This window comes from Sphingobacterium ginsenosidimutans, assembly GCF_039536865.1.
In the GTDB taxonomy this organism is placed as follows: domain Bacteria; phylum Bacteroidota; class Bacteroidia; order Sphingobacteriales; family Sphingobacteriaceae; genus Sphingobacterium; species Sphingobacterium detergens.
Genome location: NZ_BAAAZK010000007.1, coordinates 881,527 through 898,013, shown reverse-complemented (window position 1 = coordinate 898,013; position 16,487 = coordinate 881,527). Strand labels below are relative to the sequence as shown.

The window sequence follows — 16,487 nt, the reverse complement described above, 5'->3', positions numbered from 1 at the left end:
TAAATAAATATAGATAATTGTGTAATCTTGGTTTTGACCACTAAAATATTCATTATTGTACAGTCGTACGAATGATTCGTGTAATAATACTATGATGGATAGAAGTTTTCATTAAAATTTACCAAAAAAAGTTCCTGCGTGGCTCGGGTAACACCAGTATATAACCAGCGAAGAAACTCAAGATCGAGCATTTCATCGTTAATATAACCCTGATCGACAAATACAATAGGCCATTGTCCCCCCTGGGCTTTGTGACAGGTGATCGCAAATGCAAATTTAATTTGCAGGGCATTGTAATAGGGGTCCTTTTTAATGGCTTCAAGCCGATCTTTCCTGTCTAATATATCTGCATAATCCATACCGATCTCTTCGTACAGGTTCTTCTGACTTTCATAGGAAAGGTTGGGACCTTCTGTATAGAGACTATCTAAAATAACGCGACAAGTGATCGGTTCGATTTCATCAATATCCATAAATTCCAGTGTAACGTCGGCAAATCTATAGCCATGTTGCTCGTGGATATTGCTCACCTTCCGGACTTTGGCCATATCACCATTCGCGATAAAGCCATCGCCCATATTGTTTTCCTGTAGCCAGAAGTAGTTGTTCTTCACAACCATGATATAGTCTCCACCTGTTAGTTCTTCATCCCTAAAAAGAATCCTGTTGCGGATGTTCTGATTATATAAGTTTGCTGAACGGTTCGAACGGCATATGATCATGGTGTTCTCTACGCCATATTTATCATAGGCATAATTTATTCCCTCTATTAACCGTTCACCTGTCATTCTATAAAGGTCTTTAAATCCTTTTGTTATGAATTTTGGAAATGGGAAGTCATGTTGCCCTTCCTCAGCCGATATGATTTCATTTCGTATTTTGGTCGCATTGTACAGTATGCCCGAATCTTGGGACTGCCGAACCACGGTGGTCAGTTCAAAAGGATAGACACAAAGGTGAAATTCATTTTCAAGGTAGCCCGGATTCAATGCTGGGCTGTCTAATAAACCAACAGGGGGCAACTGAGCGGTATCACCGACAAATAAGAGGCTACAATTCTTGCCAGATTGGACATAGCGAAAGAGGTCATTTAAAAGACTTTTTGAAAATACATTTACTGATTCATTGGAAATCATAGAGGCTTCATCTATGATAAACAAGGTATCTTCGTGCAAATTCTCCGCTAAGGTGAAGTCCAGCTGAAAGGAAATGGCAGATTTTTTTCGGTAGATCTTCTTGTGGATGGTCAGTGCCTTTCGTCCGGAATAATAACTCATTACCTTAGCCGCTCTACCGGTTGGCGCTAGGAGTACAGCCCTTTTTTTCAATGCAGGCAATACTTTGACCAATGCCGCAATTAATGTTGTTTTACCGGTCCCGGCATAGCCTTTGAGGACAAAACAAGACTGCCTGTCAAAAGCAAGCAGAAATTCTTCCAATAGCTCGAATGCTTCCAACTGCTGTGTGGTTGGTTGCCAGGGAAATTGTTGTATTAGCAGATTTTTGATGAACACTCCCAAAGTTATTTAAAAGGTTTGTCTTATCCTCTAGAAAAAGCTATTTTTGCTTTAACAAGTTTTTATTTTTACAATTCAGCGAATGAATTATATTTCAAAACAATTTAACATTCATTACTTACCCGAGTATAATCTTTTGGTAAAAGCTGGCTTCCAAAAGGATGTATTAGCAGTAGTTGATAAGAAGTCAGTAGCACCTATATTGATTGAATATTCCTCGGAGGAGCCAATTTTAGATGCAACAAGAATAATGAGTTTGCCATTTCGATTCGTTCGGATTGTGATCCCACATCAAAGCTTTACATTTATACCAAAGGAAGTTTTTCAGCAGGATAATATTGCGCAATATCTACAATTTTTGGGCACATCAGACCTTGAAAATACATTTATTTATTATTTAGATAATCTTGGTTTGGTGGCTTTGTATCAATTTGATAAGCTTCTTTTAAATCGCTGGCGCAGGTTGTTTCCGGATGCTGTTATTCTTCCTGAATTTGCCGTTGTGTTGGATCGTGCACAAGAACGTATATCTATTCGGGGTAGTGTATTGGGGTTGCACTTTGTAGCTGATAACATTGTAGACTTTTATTTGTTCAAGAATGGTGTTTTTCAACTTTACAACAGCTTTGAAATTCATAATCTTGATGATGTTAGTTATTACATATTGAACATATTAACACAATTTGGCTTGGGCGATTCTATCGATAAAGTTCTACTTTCTGGTGAAGTTCCCAACGAATCTTTTTATAAGCGCATAGCGTCCTATGCCGGAGATATCGAAGTATTGGATTTAAAAACAAAGGTTGTCTTGGCGGATCAGGACGTGAATAGTAACTTGACACCATACAACATATTATTTGATTCAATATTATGCGAATAATAGGAGGTAAAATTGGTGGCTTAAGGCTGAATCCACCAACCAATTTGCCGGTTAGGCCAACCACAGATATCGCTAAAGAAGCCTTGTTTAATATTCTGCAGAATCGTTTGGAATTTGATGGCTTAAATTGCCTTGATCTTTTTGCAGGAACCGGAAATATTAGCTTTGAGCTAGCATCTCGGGGGGTGGAGCATGTTGATTCTGTCGATTTACATTTTAAATGTGTACAATACATTACGGACACTGCTAAAAAAATGAAGCTCGAACAGATCAATGCCAGGAAAGCAGACGTTTTTAAATTTATTACCAGCTGTAAAAGTACCTATGATTTAATTTTTGCAGATCCGCCTTACGATATTCCAAAACTGCCCCAATTGCCAAAATTGGTTTTTGATAACAATCTATTGAATAATAATGGGCTTCTTATTGTCGAACATCCTTCTACAAGACAAATGGAAGACCATCCGAATTTCATAGAAACCAGAAAATACGGTTATTCATCTTTTTCATTCTACGCAAATCCCTTATAATATGAAAATTGCTGTTTTTCCCGGCTCATTTGATCCCTTTACCTTAGCCCATCAGGATCTGGTTGAAAGGGCATTGCCATTATTTGATAAAATCATTATCGCTGTAGGCTATAATGCGAACAAAAAGGGGATGTTAGATCATGACGAGCGAGTCAATGCTATACAGGATGTTTTTCGAGGTACAGAGGCGATTGAAGCTGTGAAGTATAGTGGTTTGACAGTAGACTTCTGTCAGAACGTGGGTGCGAATTTTATATTGCGTGGTTTACGAAATACGGGAGATTTTGAATTCGAAAATGCCATAGCGCAAAATAATTTATTATTGAATCCCGCTGTGGAAAGTTATTTTTTGATGAGTAGATCTGGAAAGGGCCATATATCGTCAACTATCGTACGAGATGTCTGGTTTAACGGGGGAGATGTTAGCGAGATGGTACCTATGGAAGTTCTAACCTTATTGGATGAGAAGAGATCACCAAAAGGCTAATCGCTCAATTTACCAGTACGAAATATAAAATATCCCGACAAAATATAATTTTGTCGGGATATTTTATATATTGAAATACAGTTTATTATGATGTAATATGTAAAGTGTATCTTTATTGTAAGATCAGGTATAAAACCTTTTTATAAGCATACTTGCCAAATAATATTCTGATTAGTATTTAATATAATCTTAAGTACCTTATTATCAATACTTTGATATTGATTCAAAATCAATTTTCTTCATATGCGCTCGCTGTATTTAATAGAGACATTTCTTCAGTTGACAAATTTATTTTGGTTGCTCTAGTTAGCTCCTCAAGTTGTTGCAGAGATGTGGCACTTACAATGGGAGCGGTGACAGAAGGTCGATGAAGAATCCAAGCAAGTGCAATTGTTGGCATAGCGGCTTGTTGATTGTGTGCTACTTGAGCTAAAGCGTCCAGAATACGAAGTCCGCGGGTATCAAATCTGCCTTTTAAGGCGTCAGATCGTTTTGCTTCTTTAATGTCATCTATCGATCTATACTTGCCTGAGAGAAATCCGCTTGCAAGAGAGTAATAGGTGATCACGCCCAAGTGATTTTCGAGCGCGAGTTGCTCATAATCTTTCTCATATTTTGAACGGTCGTACAAATTATACTCGGGCTGGATAGCAATATAGGCAGGGAGATTATGCTTCTCTGCGACAACTAATGATTCCTTTAGGCGTTCAGGGCTTAAATTAGACGCTCCAATCCATTTTACTTTACCGGCATGGACCAATTCCTGGTAAGCCTCAAGCGTCTCATCTATGGCTGTTGAAAGGTCATCGTGATGGGACTGATAAAGATCTATTGTGTCTATTTGTAATCTCATGAGTGATTCGTCAACAGACTTTATAATATGTTCTTTTTTCAAATTGGGTTTGTCATTGCCGAGCCGACGTCCGCCCACTTTCGTCGCAATCTGAATTTTATCTCGCACATCCCGTTTACTGATCCATTTACCAATAATGGATTCGGATTCTGATCCTGTATGACCGGGCACCCAATGGGAGTAGTTGTTAGAGGTGTCTATAAAACTAAAGCCCATATCGACAAATGCATCTAAAAGAGCAAATGACTGTTGCTCATCAACAGTCCAACCAAATACATTTCCGCCAAAAACAATCGGTCTAAATTCAATTTCACAATTTCCTAACTTTACCTTTTCCATGATTTACCTAATATTTTCAGCTTAAAATTAAGAAAAAAATGCCAGTTAAGCCTTTGAAGAGGCTTTGCAAATAGTTTTATAAAAAATTTCTAATTCATTTTCAGGTAGTTTAGGAAAAGAAGTGGGAGAGAGTTTGGAAAAATAAAAACTTTCCTTACTTTTGCATCATCCCAAACGGATATGCCCGGATGGCGGAATTGGTAGACGCGCTGGTCTCAAACACCAGTGGGAAACCGTGCCGGTTCGACTCCGGCTCCGGGTACAATAAAAAGGCTCTTCAATTTGAAGGGCCTTTTTATTGCTCACGGCCAGTAGGGATCTCTTATAAGTAAAGTTCCCAGCTTCCTTACACATGAAAAGATCTGGCTATATCTATTAGGTTGGACATTCTTATCACTAGGTTCGACACAACATACCACTTCGTTTGCTATTTTTATGCCATTTTATTGGTATTTCTCTGCTGTTTTATTGCTATTATACCGAAGAATAAGCAGAGAAATAGCAAAGGAATGGCAAACCAATACCAAGGAAAGTCCAAAGAAATAGCCTAGAAAGGCAAAGAATAACCAAACAAACGCCAATAAATAAGCAAAGAAACAGCAACAAATAAAAGAATAGGCAATAAAAAACACCATAAGAGAAGCCCTATGGTGTTACATAAATATATAGTTTGATTAGTTTTTCGCTATGACCATTTCTGGTTCTTCTTTGCCGCCATGACAAGTTTTACAAGAAATTGCTTTGGCCGGTGAGCTATCCCAGCTACGATTAAAATATTTTTTGTTAATCTTTTGGGTCATCTTGATCATTGCTCGGCCAATTTCCTTTTTATGGTTCTCATCACTCGCAAAATCCAGCTTTTTAGGATCCTCTTTTGAAGGAGCATGACAAAAGCCACATTTTACACCTAATGCGACATTAAACTCTTTCATTGTTGAGATCAACTCATCATGCGAGATATTCTTTGGTAAGACCTTTAAATTAGTTGGTTTAGGTTCTTCCTGAGGTTTTTCCTGTTGGAAGTTAAATGCACTCAAGGCAATGACTATAGCAAATACAGAAGCAATTGCTCCAATTTTTTTGATGTGTTTCATTTCTCTTTTCCTTATGCTTGACTAAATATAGCGATAAGAAAATACTTTAGCAACGAAAAATGAAGTTATTATGACAATTTAGATTGATTATTATTTACGGATCCCGTCATCTACAATCCAGTTTTGGCTATCTAGCTGGTAGTTGATAGTCAATAATTTCCCCTTGATTCTCACATCTTTTAGCTTTACTGTGTCGCTAGAAACCCAAGTACTATCATTAATCTGTTGGAACCGAACCCCTGTAATATTTGGTACGCCAGTAAAGAATTCTATTTTAAACGATTCGGCGCCTCCTTCACGTAGAATGCGGATCAATCTATTGGATCGATCAACAGACAATGAGTTGCCCTGAAATTGAACCCGGCCAATATAACTTCCGGTAATTCCAGCAGATCCTTCACCATCCGTATTTTCATTCTTCTTACACGAAAAAAAAGTGATAAGGCATAAAATGAGTACGACTAATGGTTTGAACAACTTCATATGTGTAAATTTTGTGCTAAAATACGGTTTTTAGATGAAAAACTCAATTTATCAAACCGGAAATGATATTGATAGTCAATGCCACCACGAATGTGTTAAGTGCAAAGGAGAGGAGGCCATGAAATAGCGCAACCCGTCTTATCTTTTTCGATGAAATACCCACATCAGATACTTGAAATGTACAGCCCATGACAAAAGAAAAATAGGCAAAATCCAAATAGTCCGGTTTGTCGTCCCCTGGAAATTCCAATCCACTACCCTTGGAACCATTTTCATAATATAAACGTGCATAATGGAATGTATAAATAGTATGGACTAGACACCACGAAGCAAGTATAGCAAGCATACAGATAATGATAATAAATGAATTATCAAGCTGTTTATCCTTAGTCGATATAATGATCATCAGTACAGAAATAAAGCAGCTAACCGTAACTAATATTATAAATAGGGATACAAAAAGTCGGCTACCGTCTTCCTGTTGTGCTTTCTTAGCAATTGTGTTTACCTGCATGCTGTAAAACGTATACCAAGAAACCAATATATAGGAAATACAAAAGCCAAGCCAACATAAAACCAGACTTAACAATGTGAAGGTTTTAATCGGGGAAAAGATATATACAAGTATAAAAACACAAATTGCGATTAGAGCCCGGTGAATGGACTTCATTTGATGCAGGACTGTCCTTATTTTTTCCATGATCATAAATTAACAATCGAACTGTTCGCTCGCCTCAAAAATCAACGGTTTTCCGCCGTTGGAAAGAAATAATAGTGTAGTTTCTTCCTCATAGTGACTTGGATTGGAAAAGATAAAATCCAACTGCCCATCACGATCTATGTCACCAACAAACTGTGTAGACATAAATATATGATCATATTGATCTTTTTGAAATAAAGTTATTTCTTTGGCTCCCCCAAAGGTGGCATTAAGCTTGTAATGTGCGACTTCGTGAAATAGTTTTTCATGTCCTTTTTCATCCGTCTGCACTTCAGTGGATTTGATGTCTCCAAATCCTTTCAGAATAATATGTTGTTTTCTAAAGGTATATTCTACGGATTCTTTGGGCCAGATTTCCGAATGGTTTATCTTCATATTTTCCACGGCGCCCGGTTTTAATCCCTTTATATTCAGAAACAAAAGCGAGTTCCTTTTAGACTCGACACTTTTTGACGGAACCTGAGCACATTCATCGTAACTATCCTTAATTTCATAATCCACTTTCTCCAGATAATATTTTCCCTCACGCTCATAGAGATCAAACCAATCCTTATTCAATACAGCGGTCGGATCCTCTTTTTCCCAGATGCGATAACTGCGAACCAAGAAAATCTGCCCTTTTGAACTATCGGCTGCTGCCGAAATTGACAAGGCTGTACTGTCTTTTGACGTCAAAGATGAACTATCTTTTGTGGCAATTGTGTCTATCGGAGTATCATTCTTTTTCGTCGTGGGACTGTGACAAGCTTGGATGAATAATAGCCCAAACAATAAGGTCAAAGCAGAATAGCTGTTCATATATTGTGAATTTTTATTTAAATATATAAAAATTCACAATATATAAACCCTTTAGCTTTGTTAGGAGAGTGCTTCCTTAAGTAAGGAAAATGATTTCAGGCATTTTTCATCATCAAAGATATAGGAGGTCGCCATAATTTCATCGACTTTATGATCTTTGACAAATTTTTCTATCTCTGGGGTGATCTTATTTTTATCTCCCACAAAAGCGCAGGATGCCATGCTGTGTACAGCTTGTTCGATGGCCGGAATGCCTTTATAAATCACCTCTTCCGTCGGAGGAGACAATGGTCTCCTTGTATTGGTTACTATACCAGCAAATAAATTATAGAAGCTGGTTGACAAAAACTCAGCCTCTTCTGTGCTGTCTGCAGCAATAACATTGACACAAGAAATAAAATAAGGTTTATCCAAGACCTCCGATGGTACAAAGTTTTGATGATAGATCATGCTTGCTGAGGCAAATTGAGCCGGCGCAAAATGTGTCGCAAAGGCGTAGGGAAGCCCTAAACTAGCCGCTAAATAAGCGCTATCCGTACTAGAACCCAGAATATAAAGAGGGATTTCCAGTCCTTCACCGGGGAATGCCCGCACCTTTGCATCATAATTATCGGTGCTGAAATAACGCTGAAGATCTTTGACCTCCTGCGGAAACTGAAAGGCAGTATTCATATTATTTCTTCGCAATGCCATTGCTGTTAATTGATCGGTACCTGGTGCGCGACCTAAGCCAAGATCAATTCGACCGGGAAATAACGTTTCCAATGTGCCAAATTGTTCGGCAATCACTAGGGGAGCATGATTAGGCAACATGATACCACCCGAACCTACTCTGATCCGGTCAGTATTTGAAGCAATATGTTGTATAAGTAGTGAGGTTGCCGAACTTGCGATATACTCCATATTATGGTGTTCAGCTACCCAGATTCTTTTAAAATCTAGTTTTTCGATATGTTGGGCAACTTTTACACTGCGAGCGATAGCACTAGCTGCATTTTCTCCCTTTTTGACAGGAGCTAAATCTAATGCTGATAATACGATTTTATCCATGCATTAAAATTACGGAGAAGAAATAGGACAATTGTAATAAAATTGTCTATTCTAGGATTCGCTGTGTATGTATGACAATCAGCTGATCATTCAATGTTGTCGTGAAGAAGCTGAAGGTGTCACCGGAATCTTTGATCTTAAACTTCTTTTTTATCTCCTCCGTTTTTAATGGAAAATTTTTGGCGATAATATCCGCAATTAGAGGGCTTTTCCTTTTCTTAAATTCTGTGAAAGATTCAACCTGCTTTATCACAAATATTTTGCCCGGAAAATCAGGGATTTTCTGATCCGATGTATATAAATGGGTGCTTTTGTGTAGTTTTTTTACATCAAACCGATCAACGATTGTTTTAAACGCACCGGCTTTGGTCAGGGCAACATCCGGCTCATAAAGATAGGATAGAGGTGCACTATAATCGACAAGGGTAGCGCGTTCCTCCTCATAAGTAAAAGAGATGATCTGTTGTTCCTCTTTGAACAGTCGGACAGCATGAATGACCGGCTCGCCTATATATCCTTTCTCTTGAATAAAAATAAGTTCTTTACAATCATTTTGCAAGGAAACGACATAAACATCCTTTACATGGACTAACATGCTCAATGCTGAGGAGATATCCAACAATGGCGCAAGCTTGCTGATAATGACATCTGATCGTTCGAAAAAATCGTTTTGCAGAGCCACCAAATTGGGTTCACATTCGTCCAGTAAAAATACTTTCTTATTTTGAACTCTACGCGAAGGATCCAGATAGATATAATCAAAATGCGCCTGTGGATTGTTAAGTATGTAATCTACACCATTTGTGGCAATAACCTCAACATTTGTGGCAGACAATATCCTGGCATTATATGCAGAAATTTGTGCAAGATCAGGATTGAGTTCACATGAAATCACTTGCTTTGCCCGCCTTGAAAAATAAAAGCTGTCGACACCAAAACCGCTTGTCGCATCAACTAAATTTGTACCTTCCTTAATAAGGGAACTTTTGAATAATGCTGTTTTTTCTGATGAACACTGTTCTAGATTTAGTTTAGCAGGAAAATAGACTCCTGGAGTCCCTGCCCACAAAGGTATTTTAATCCGTGTACGCTGCTTACCATCGAGTTGTGCAGCTAATTCAGAAGACGATATTCCTTCAAAAGGAGATTTCTTTAAAGCTATTTTAGTAGGAGACTCGCTCAGGTTTTTTTCCAAAAACAGCTGTACCTCCTTTTGAAGAATCAATCTATTCATTTATATTTTCTTAACAAGAAGCTGGCACGTATATCTATCTTTTAATTCACTGATCACCTCTTTATCAACCAGAACACGATCGATCGTTTCCTGGTTATAATAACGGATCGTGATTAACTCAAGACCAGACTCATAGGTAACTTTAAATCGTTGTTCAAGATCGTTAATTAAATCCACCAAATTCTTTCCAGTGTCATCCACGGAGACCGTAAAATTGATCGCTGTGTTGTGCATCATATTTATTTTGATACGATGTTCATGGAATAGATTAAAGATGTCTCTGAGGTTATCTTCCACGATGAAAGAAAAATCCCTGGGCGAAATGGAAATAAAAATCTGATTTACTTTAAATATAAACGAGGGAACCGGTAATGTCTGATTTGTACTTCGAATTATCGTTCCGGGAGACTCCGGATCAACAAAAGAACGCACATTTAAGGCAATTTTCTTATTCTGCAGTGGTTTGATCGTTTTCGGATGAATTACGGTCGCACCATAATAGGTCAGTTCGATCGCATCCGTATAAGATAGTTCAGGGATCAATTCAGTTTTTTCAAACCATTTAGGATCAGCATTGAGTACACCCGGGACGTCTTTCCAGATTGTTACATTTTCGGCATTTAAACAAGACGCAAATATCGCTGCAGAATAATCAGATCCTTCACGACCCAAGGTCGTTGTGAAATTCTCAGATGTGGATCCAAGAAAACCTTGTGTAATGACAATATATTCGTCTAATATGGATGGAAGTTCAGCACGGATTTTTTCTTCTGTTTTGTTCCAGTCAACTGCAGCCTCGCGATAGGTGTTATCAGTTAGAATATAATCGCGGGCATCTAACCATTTTACTTTCTCTCCGATAAAAGCAACATAGGCAGCGACAATTTTAGTCGATATCAATTCACCCATGGATACAATTTGGTCAAATAGATAGTCATAGGAATCTTGTGGATCCTCTTCCAAAATCCATTCGATCTCGACGAAACAATTGGCAATTTCATCGAATATTGGGTGTTCACCATCAGGAAATAGGTCCTGAAGAATTTGAAAATGGAATGCTTTGGCATCTTCAAGGGTTTGAAGCTGCAACCCTGTATTGTTATAATATTCTCTGGTCAATTTCTCCAGAAGGTTTGTCGTCTTACCCATGGCAGATATAACGACCAACAAAGCTTCACCTTTGTATTTCGAAATAATCTTTGCTGAATTTCTGACACTTTCCGCATCCTTTACTGATGCACCTCCAAATTTAAAAACCTGCATTTATTTTATTGAGTTTAGTTGATTGCTAATTGATACTATTGATATAATGTAACCCTTTTTCTGACATTAGATCTTTAATAGCGGTGTAAGGGATGCGTAATTCTGTACTACCTTCCGCATAGGATTTAATTTCATAGATATTATAGTAGAATAATAATTCGTTTTTTTCAAACGTAAAATTATCTGCGAGTGAAAACTTGCCCTCTTCAAAAAAATACTTTCCATTTAAGGAATCATCCTTATTTAACCCTTCTTGTTTACGAAAGCATTGTTCGACTATTGTTGTAAATCTGCCTTTATTTTCTTTGCGAATAATATCGTCAATCGTGATAGAACGATTAGACTGCCTATCAAAGTTTGAATATAACGTTACATGGTCGCCATGAGCTCCGCCAGTATATTCTTCCTGTTTCGTTCGTAAAGCAAGATAGACCGGTGTGTTAGCAACTACATCTACCTGAAGATCGCGATTCCAGGTTGCAGTAGATTTGCCGTTGTTATCATCCACATATTCATTGTAAGCACTGATAAAACGATGAGCAGCTTCCTCCATGCTTGTATCCCCTTCAAGATGAACAATAGATGAAACAAGATCATTGATTTTTACTTCATCGAATACAGGGTAGCTTGCCCGAAAGTATGTGGTATCCAACTGATCATCTCCTTTTAGAAAATAATTACTATGCTCATCAACCATTTTTTTATGATATGAGAGCGTATCTCCTGTTTTCGCAAGAGAAGGTGTGGCACTTTTGTTTTGACATGAATACAACAAGCTACCTATAAATAAAATTTTCAAAAAAAGATAAAACCGCATTGAATTGATTGCTTCCCCTCTAATTTAATATGTGATTGATACATTAATCCACTCTGAATCAAAATCAGCTTTATACCGCTCGTAGAATTTTATGGCCGACTCGTTCCAGTCCAAAACTTGCCATACCATGCCATGATAACCGCATTCTTTGCCGTAAGCCAGTGTTCTGTCAAAGAGTTGTTTGCCCATTCCCAGTCCACGCATTTTTTCGGTGACGATTAAATCTTCCAGATAAAGCCTTCTTCCTTTCCAGGTGGAGTATCTGACGTAATATAATGAAATTCCAACAATTTCGTCGCCAACTTCCGCTACAAATGCACCCCAAATAGGGTTATGTCCAAATCCAGCTTCTTCAAACTCCGCGAGAGAAACGGTCACCTCATCCGGTGCTTTCTCATAGATAGCCAATTCTTTGATTAGCTCAAACATTTGTGGGCAATCTGATTTAATTGCTGCGCGTATAATTGGTTTAGTCATTGTTTTTATAATGTTTAATTACTCTTTTACCAAAGATTGTACTTCCAATACGGACCATGGTAGATCCTTCTTCAATTGCTAATTTATAGTCCGATGACATCCCCATAGAAAGGATATTAAAATAGTCGTCTTTACGGTAGAAGCTGGCTTTAACTCCATCAAATAACATCTTTAGTTCGTAGAACTCTGCTTTGATCACCTTTTCATTGTCTGTATTGGACGCAATCCCCATTAGCCCACAAATTCGGATATTTTTTAGTTCCAGGAATTCTTCATCACGAAGCAGCTCGATCAATTCGGCATGATCCAAACCGAACTTGGTATCCTCGTCAGCAATATATATTTGCAATAAACAATCGATGTTACGATTCGCTTTTATCGCATGTTTATTAACTTCTTTTAGCAGTTTTAGGGAGTCAATAGAAGCAATTAGACTAATAAATGGCGCAATATATTTTACTTTGTTCGTCTGTAGGTGTCCGATCATATGCCATTGAATATCTTTGGGTAAAAGCTCTGCTTTCTCAATTAATTCTTGAACATGATTTTCACCAAAAATACGTTGTCCAGCCTCATAGGCTTCCATGATTTCTGAATTGGACTTTGTCTTTGAAACTGCTACAAGCTGAACGCCCTTTGCTTCGGTTTCCAATCTTAAAGCTTCTAAATTACTCGCAATACTCATTTCCGATATAGTTTGATGATGTAAAAAGTGCCAAATGTCGGTGCTTTTTGTAAATTTGTACAAAACTACGAAATGCTACGATTAATACTGAATCTACTTGCGGTGATTTTTTTATTTGGTTCCTGTGTCAGACCAGAGGAGAAGGATATTATCTCACAAAGCAAATTTGTAAATGCTTTGACAGAAATCCAATTGACAGATTCATATCTCAATATTTTGCCCATTGATAGTGCACGCAAAGTGATGGTGCCTTTGTACCAGGTGACTTTTGATAAATACGGACTGGATTCCGTTTCTTTTAAAAAGAACCTGGACTATTACGGTAAAGATGCTGAGGTCATGTCAGCCATTTACAAGAAAGTGGAAGATAACTTGACGAAGGAAAATAAGTTTTATACGGATATCGAACGTAAAAAGCAAGATTCTATCCGAACAAGGGATTCGATTGTCAATGCAAGGATTCAGGATAGTACAAGTCGTGTGATGCGACAACAGCAACAGTATCAAGAACGTATTGCTGCGCTTATCCACTACAAACCAAGTAAGGAGAAATTCAGTTTTAAAGAAGCGTCTTCGTTGTTTAACAAAAATTTCCAACAGAAAACAGGTGTTAGCTTGGACAGCTATTTAATGAACCAGCTAACTAATGGTAGTTCAATTACTCCAGCTGGATCACCGCCACCTACTTCCTCTGGAAATCCTGCGTCCCCAGCAACAACACCTGGCGTTTCGGCAAAGGACACAGCAACGTTACCAAAACAAATGGAGCAAAGGCTTGAAAAACCTATTCTTACTCCACCACAGGCATTGAAGCCTGTATCAAAACTTTAACCATCAAAGAATATAATTTTATGGTATATCCATTAAATGCGATAGATAAACTCGGCTTTTCCGAGATAAAAGATAAAATAAAACAAAAATGCCTGAGTGAATCGGGCCGTGAGCTGGTCGAAAAAATTCAGCCACAAACTCGCTTTGATCAGATAGATCGTTTTTTGAGACAGACAAGTGAATTCAAAGATCTTCTTGTCAATGATGGAGCATTTCCCGTAGAGAATTTTTTTCCTTTAAAATCCATTATTGAAAAAGCGAGGGTGGAAGGTGCTTTTCTACTTGAAGAAGAGTTTTTTCGTGTCCTGTTGTCCTTGAAAACTGTTTATGCCATCATTCGCTATTTTAACGAAAGAGAGGGACTTTATCCGAATTTGGAAGTGCTATTTGAGCATTTACCTATCGAGAAGGGAATCATCCGTGATATTGAAATAGTGATTGACGAGCGAGGAAAACTCAAAAATAATGCTTCACGCTTATTGCTCGAAATCACTCAACAAATACAACGGGCAGAACAAGATGCGCTCAAACGTATAAATAGTATCTTCAAAAATGCCCAGGACAGTGGCTGGACTGCGGATGGGAATTTGACTGTACGGGATGGACGTCTATGTATTCCGATCTTGGCTGAAAATAAAAGAAAGCTTAAAGGATTGATTCATGACGAGTCTGCAACAGGTCAAACGGCTTATATTGAGCCAGAAGAAGTTTTTCAGCTCAACAATAAAATTAGAGATCTTGAATTTGAACGCAGGAGGGAGGTCATCCGAATTCTTGTGGAACTCACAGATAAAGTGCGCCCGCATCTCCCTTTATTGTTATCCTATCATGGCTTATTGACCAAGGTTGATTTTGTTAGAGCCAAAGCATTGTTTGCCTTGGATATTGAGGCCGAGATGCCTGAATTGTCCAAAGAGGCGGAGATCAATCTCATCAATGCGCGTCATCCATTGCTCATACTTAACGAACACCATAAAGGCACTGTAGTTCCATTAAATATACAAATCGACCAGTTGCAACGTGTTATTGTTGTCTCTGGACCAAATGCCGGTGGTAAGTCAGTATGTATGAAGACAGTGGGCTTGCTGCAGATCATGGTGCAATCAGGTCTATTGATCCCAGCTGAACCGACGACGAAAGTAGGTGTATTCAAGCAAATATTTGCGGATATTGGTGACGATCAATCTATTGAGAGTGACCTCAGTACCTACAGTGCACACTTGTCGAAAATGAAGTATTTTACGGAATTTGCCAATGGACGTACCTTGGTACTCATTGATGAATTCGGAACCGGAACAGACCCTCTATTTGGCGGACCTATTGCCGAAGCCGTATTGGAATCGTTGAATAAAAAGCAAATTAGAGGCGTTGTAACAACCCATTACTCAAACTTAAAGGTATTTGCGAGCAATACAACGGGTCTGGAGAATGCTTCCATGTTATTCGATAACCGCGAGATGCGCCCAATGTATATTCTCCAGATCGGTAAACCCGGAAGCTCTTACGCCTTCGAAATTGCACAGAAAATCGGCTTAGGCAAGGATATTCTAGAGGCCGCCAAAGGGAAAATTGGTGTACAACAGAAAAAGGTAGATACCTTGTTGATCGATCTTGAACGGGAGAAGAAAGAGGTGTTTGACACGAAAGTTGCCATCAATAAAAGAGAGAAAGAACTTGAATCTCTCAAATCGGAGTACTTGGAATTACAAGGTTATCTTGAAGAAAATAAGCGGGTTATCCTGAAAAAAGCCAAAGAGGAGGCTCAGGAAATCATCAGAAACTCCAATAAATTAATCGAAAATACGGTTGCACAGATCAAATCAGCGAAAGCTGATAAGGAGAAAACCCGTGAATTGCGCAGTAATCTGGATCAAGCTTTGAAAGCTGTTTTGCCGAAAGAGCAAACAGTAAAGCATGTCATTAAAGAAAAAATAACGGAATCCTCCGAATTAAGTATAGGTGACTGGGTACAGATTATTGATAATGGTGCTGAAGCACAGGTTGTTGAAATTGCCAAAAACAATTTGATTCTTGCTATGGGAGAATTGAGAACAGTACAGAAGCGAAAGAATGTCATTAAGCTCGAAGGACGAGAGAATAAGAGATCAGCAAAAAGCTTGTCTAAATCATTGTCTGCGGGTACTGTCGCAGATTTTAATCCGGAACTTGACCTCAGAGGGATGCGCACCGAAGATGCGTTGAATGAATTGGAGAAAGTACTGGATAGGGCTGTTATGGTAGGCTACCCATCTTTAAAAATTATCCACGGTAAAGGAGACGGCATTTTACGAAAATTCATTCGGGATTACTTGCGTAAATACAGCCATGTCAGTCGGTTTGAAGATGAACATCAAGACCGCGGTGGAGACGGAATAACTTACGCTTATTTATAGCAATAAAAGAACTCGCACATGTAAAATGCGAGTTC

At 38.3% G+C, this 16,487-nt stretch carries 17 protein-coding genes and 1 tRNA gene; 6 read left to right on the top strand and 12 right to left on the bottom strand.

What is annotated here, in order from left to right:
- Nucleotides 1-89: 89 nt before the first annotated feature.
- A complete protein-coding gene (locus ABFX33_RS16080; RefSeq protein WP_346086852.1) occupies nt 90-1,514 on the bottom strand; it encodes an ATP-dependent DNA helicase in 1,425 nt (474 codons plus the stop codon).
- 85 nt (nt 1,515-1,599) lie between these two features.
- Here ABFX33_RS16080 and ABFX33_RS16075 point away from each other — a divergent pair, with 85 nt between their 5' ends.
- The 3 genes from ABFX33_RS16075 to coaD are packed head-to-tail and all read left to right on the top strand — an operon-like array spanning nt 1,600 to nt 3,414.
- On the top strand, nt 1,600-2,397 hold the full coding sequence (locus ABFX33_RS16075) for a DUF3822 family protein (RefSeq protein WP_257090863.1): 798 nt from the start codon (nt 1,600-1,602) through the stop codon (nt 2,395-2,397).
- Nucleotides 2,388-2,927, top strand: coding sequence for a 16S rRNA (guanine(966)-N(2))-methyltransferase RsmD (rsmD, locus tag ABFX33_RS16070; protein ID WP_346086851.1), 540 nt, complete (start codon nt 2,388-2,390; stop codon nt 2,925-2,927). Before ABFX33_RS16075 ends, rsmD begins: the two co-directional genes overlap by 10 nt.
- A 1-nt stretch (nt 2,928) precedes the next feature.
- Nucleotides 2,929-3,414 carry a pantetheine-phosphate adenylyltransferase gene (coaD, locus tag ABFX33_RS16065; RefSeq protein ID WP_346086850.1) on the top strand — a complete coding sequence of 162 codons (486 nt, stop codon included), beginning with the start codon at nt 2,929-2,931 and terminating at the stop codon, nt 3,412-3,414.
- 229 nt (nt 3,415-3,643) lie between these two features.
- Here the strand turns inward: coaD and ABFX33_RS16060 are convergent, their stop codons facing one another.
- Entirely contained in the window at nt 3,644-4,606 is a 963-nt protein-coding gene (locus ABFX33_RS16060; protein WP_346086849.1) for an aldo/keto reductase, read from the bottom strand.
- A 182-nt stretch (nt 4,607-4,788) separates the two neighbouring features.
- Here ABFX33_RS16060 and ABFX33_RS16055 point away from each other — a divergent pair.
- Nucleotides 4,789-4,868, top strand: a tRNA-Leu gene (locus ABFX33_RS16055).
- A 412-nt stretch (nt 4,869-5,280) separates the two neighbouring features.
- On the opposite strand, the gene ABFX33_RS16050 is transcribed toward ABFX33_RS16055, so the two are convergent.
- The 10 genes from ABFX33_RS16050 to ABFX33_RS16005 all read right to left on the bottom strand — a co-directional run bounded on the left by ABFX33_RS16050 (nt 5,281) and on the right by ABFX33_RS16005 (nt 13,228).
- The gene (locus tag ABFX33_RS16050; protein WP_346086848.1) at nt 5,281-5,700 is read right to left on the bottom strand and encodes a c-type cytochrome; all 420 of its coding nucleotides are present in this window, start codon (nt 5,698-5,700) and stop codon (nt 5,281-5,283) included.
- A gap of 90 nt (nt 5,701-5,790) precedes the next feature.
- A complete protein-coding gene (locus ABFX33_RS16045) occupies nt 5,791-6,183 on the bottom strand; it encodes a hypothetical protein (RefSeq protein ID WP_346086847.1) in 393 nt (130 codons plus the stop codon).
- Between the two features lie 43 nt (nt 6,184-6,226).
- The gene (locus ABFX33_RS16040; RefSeq protein ID WP_346087904.1) at nt 6,227-6,853 is read right to left on the bottom strand and encodes a DUF1345 domain-containing protein; all 627 of its coding nucleotides are present in this window, start codon (nt 6,851-6,853) and stop codon (nt 6,227-6,229) included.
- A gap of 39 nt (nt 6,854-6,892) precedes the next feature.
- On the bottom strand, nt 6,893-7,702 hold the full coding sequence (locus ABFX33_RS16035; protein ID WP_346086846.1) for a hypothetical protein: 810 nt from the start codon (nt 7,700-7,702) through the stop codon (nt 6,893-6,895).
- A 60-nt stretch (nt 7,703-7,762) separates the two neighbouring features.
- The gene (locus tag ABFX33_RS16030; protein ID WP_257090857.1) at nt 7,763-8,752 is read right to left on the bottom strand and encodes an LLM class flavin-dependent oxidoreductase; all 990 of its coding nucleotides are present in this window, start codon (nt 8,750-8,752) and stop codon (nt 7,763-7,765) included.
- 46 nt (nt 8,753-8,798) lie between these two features.
- Complete coding sequence (locus ABFX33_RS16025; RefSeq protein ID WP_346086845.1) at nt 8,799-9,986, bottom strand: THUMP-like domain-containing protein; 1,188 nt, start codon at nt 9,984-9,986, stop codon at nt 8,799-8,801.
- Entirely contained in the window at nt 9,987-11,249 is a 1,263-nt protein-coding gene (locus tag ABFX33_RS16020; RefSeq protein ID WP_223583365.1) for an aspartate kinase, read from the bottom strand.
- 25 nt (nt 11,250-11,274) lie between these two features.
- The gene (locus ABFX33_RS16015; protein WP_257090855.1) at nt 11,275-11,946 is read right to left on the bottom strand and encodes a DUF3298 and DUF4163 domain-containing protein; all 672 of its coding nucleotides are present in this window, start codon (nt 11,944-11,946) and stop codon (nt 11,275-11,277) included.
- A 144-nt stretch (nt 11,947-12,090) separates the two neighbouring features.
- Nucleotides 12,091-12,543, bottom strand: coding sequence for a GNAT family N-acetyltransferase (locus ABFX33_RS16010; RefSeq protein ID WP_120257494.1), 453 nt, complete (start codon nt 12,541-12,543; stop codon nt 12,091-12,093).
- Nucleotides 12,536-13,228, bottom strand: coding sequence for a YggS family pyridoxal phosphate-dependent enzyme (locus tag ABFX33_RS16005; protein WP_346086844.1), 693 nt, complete (start codon nt 13,226-13,228; stop codon nt 12,536-12,538). Before ABFX33_RS16005 ends, ABFX33_RS16010 begins: the two co-directional genes overlap by 8 nt.
- Before the next feature lie 72 nt (nt 13,229-13,300).
- Between ABFX33_RS16005 and ABFX33_RS16000 the strand changes: the two genes are divergently transcribed.
- Together ABFX33_RS16000 and ABFX33_RS15995 are read left to right on the top strand one after the other, a co-directional pair.
- Nucleotides 13,301-14,059: a DUF4296 domain-containing protein gene (locus ABFX33_RS16000; RefSeq protein WP_346086843.1), complete on the top strand. Its 759-nt coding sequence runs from the start codon at nt 13,301-13,303 to the stop codon at nt 14,057-14,059.
- 20 nt (nt 14,060-14,079) lie between these two features.
- Complete coding sequence (locus ABFX33_RS15995) at nt 14,080-16,452, top strand: endonuclease MutS2 (protein WP_346086842.1); 2,373 nt, start codon at nt 14,080-14,082, stop codon at nt 16,450-16,452.
- Nucleotides 16,453-16,487: the final 35 nt, after the last annotated feature.

Coding starts and splice junctions, on each gene's coding strand:
- ABFX33_RS16025 (WP_346086845.1), bottom strand. CDS start 9,986: ATGAATAGATTGATTCTTCAAAAGGAGGTACAGCTGTTTTTGGAAAAA.
- ABFX33_RS16050 (WP_346086848.1), bottom strand. CDS start 5,700: ATGAAACACATCAAAAAAATTGGAGCAATTGCTTCTGTATTTGCTATA.
- ABFX33_RS16045 (WP_346086847.1), bottom strand. CDS start 6,183: ATGAAGTTGTTCAAACCATTAGTCGTACTCATTTTATGCCTTATCACT.
- coaD (WP_346086850.1), top strand. CDS start 2,929: ATGAAAATTGCTGTTTTTCCCGGCTCATTTGATCCCTTTACCTTAGCC.
- ABFX33_RS15995 (WP_346086842.1), top strand. CDS start 14,080: ATGGTATATCCATTAAATGCGATAGATAAACTCGGCTTTTCCGAGATA.
- ABFX33_RS16015 (WP_257090855.1), bottom strand. CDS start 11,946: ATGGTTGATGAGCATAGTAATTATTTTCTAAAAGGAGATGATCAGTTG.
- ABFX33_RS16035 (WP_346086846.1), bottom strand. CDS start 7,702: ATGAACAGCTATTCTGCTTTGACCTTATTGTTTGGGCTATTATTCATC.
- ABFX33_RS16010 (WP_120257494.1), bottom strand. CDS start 12,543: ATGACTAAACCAATTATACGCGCAGCAATTAAATCAGATTGCCCACAA.
- ABFX33_RS16030 (WP_257090857.1), bottom strand. CDS start 8,752: ATGGATAAAATCGTATTATCAGCATTAGATTTAGCTCCTGTCAAAAAG.
- ABFX33_RS16075 (WP_257090863.1), top strand. CDS start 1,600: ATGAATTATATTTCAAAACAATTTAACATTCATTACTTACCCGAGTAT.
- ABFX33_RS16005 (WP_346086844.1), bottom strand. CDS start 13,228: ATGAGTATTGCGAGTAATTTAGAAGCTTTAAGATTGGAAACCGAAGCA.
- ABFX33_RS16040 (WP_346087904.1), bottom strand. CDS start 6,853: ATGAAGTCCATTCACCGGGCTCTAATCGCAATTTGTGTTTTTATACTT.
- ABFX33_RS16020 (WP_223583365.1), bottom strand. CDS start 11,249: ATGCAGGTTTTTAAATTTGGAGGTGCATCAGTAAAGGATGCGGAAAGT.
- ABFX33_RS16060 (WP_346086849.1), bottom strand. CDS start 4,606: ATGGAAAAGGTAAAGTTAGGAAATTGTGAAATTGAATTTAGACCGATT.
- rsmD (WP_346086851.1), top strand. CDS start 2,388: ATGCGAATAATAGGAGGTAAAATTGGTGGCTTAAGGCTGAATCCACCA.
- ABFX33_RS16000 (WP_346086843.1), top strand. CDS start 13,301: ATGCTACGATTAATACTGAATCTACTTGCGGTGATTTTTTTATTTGGT.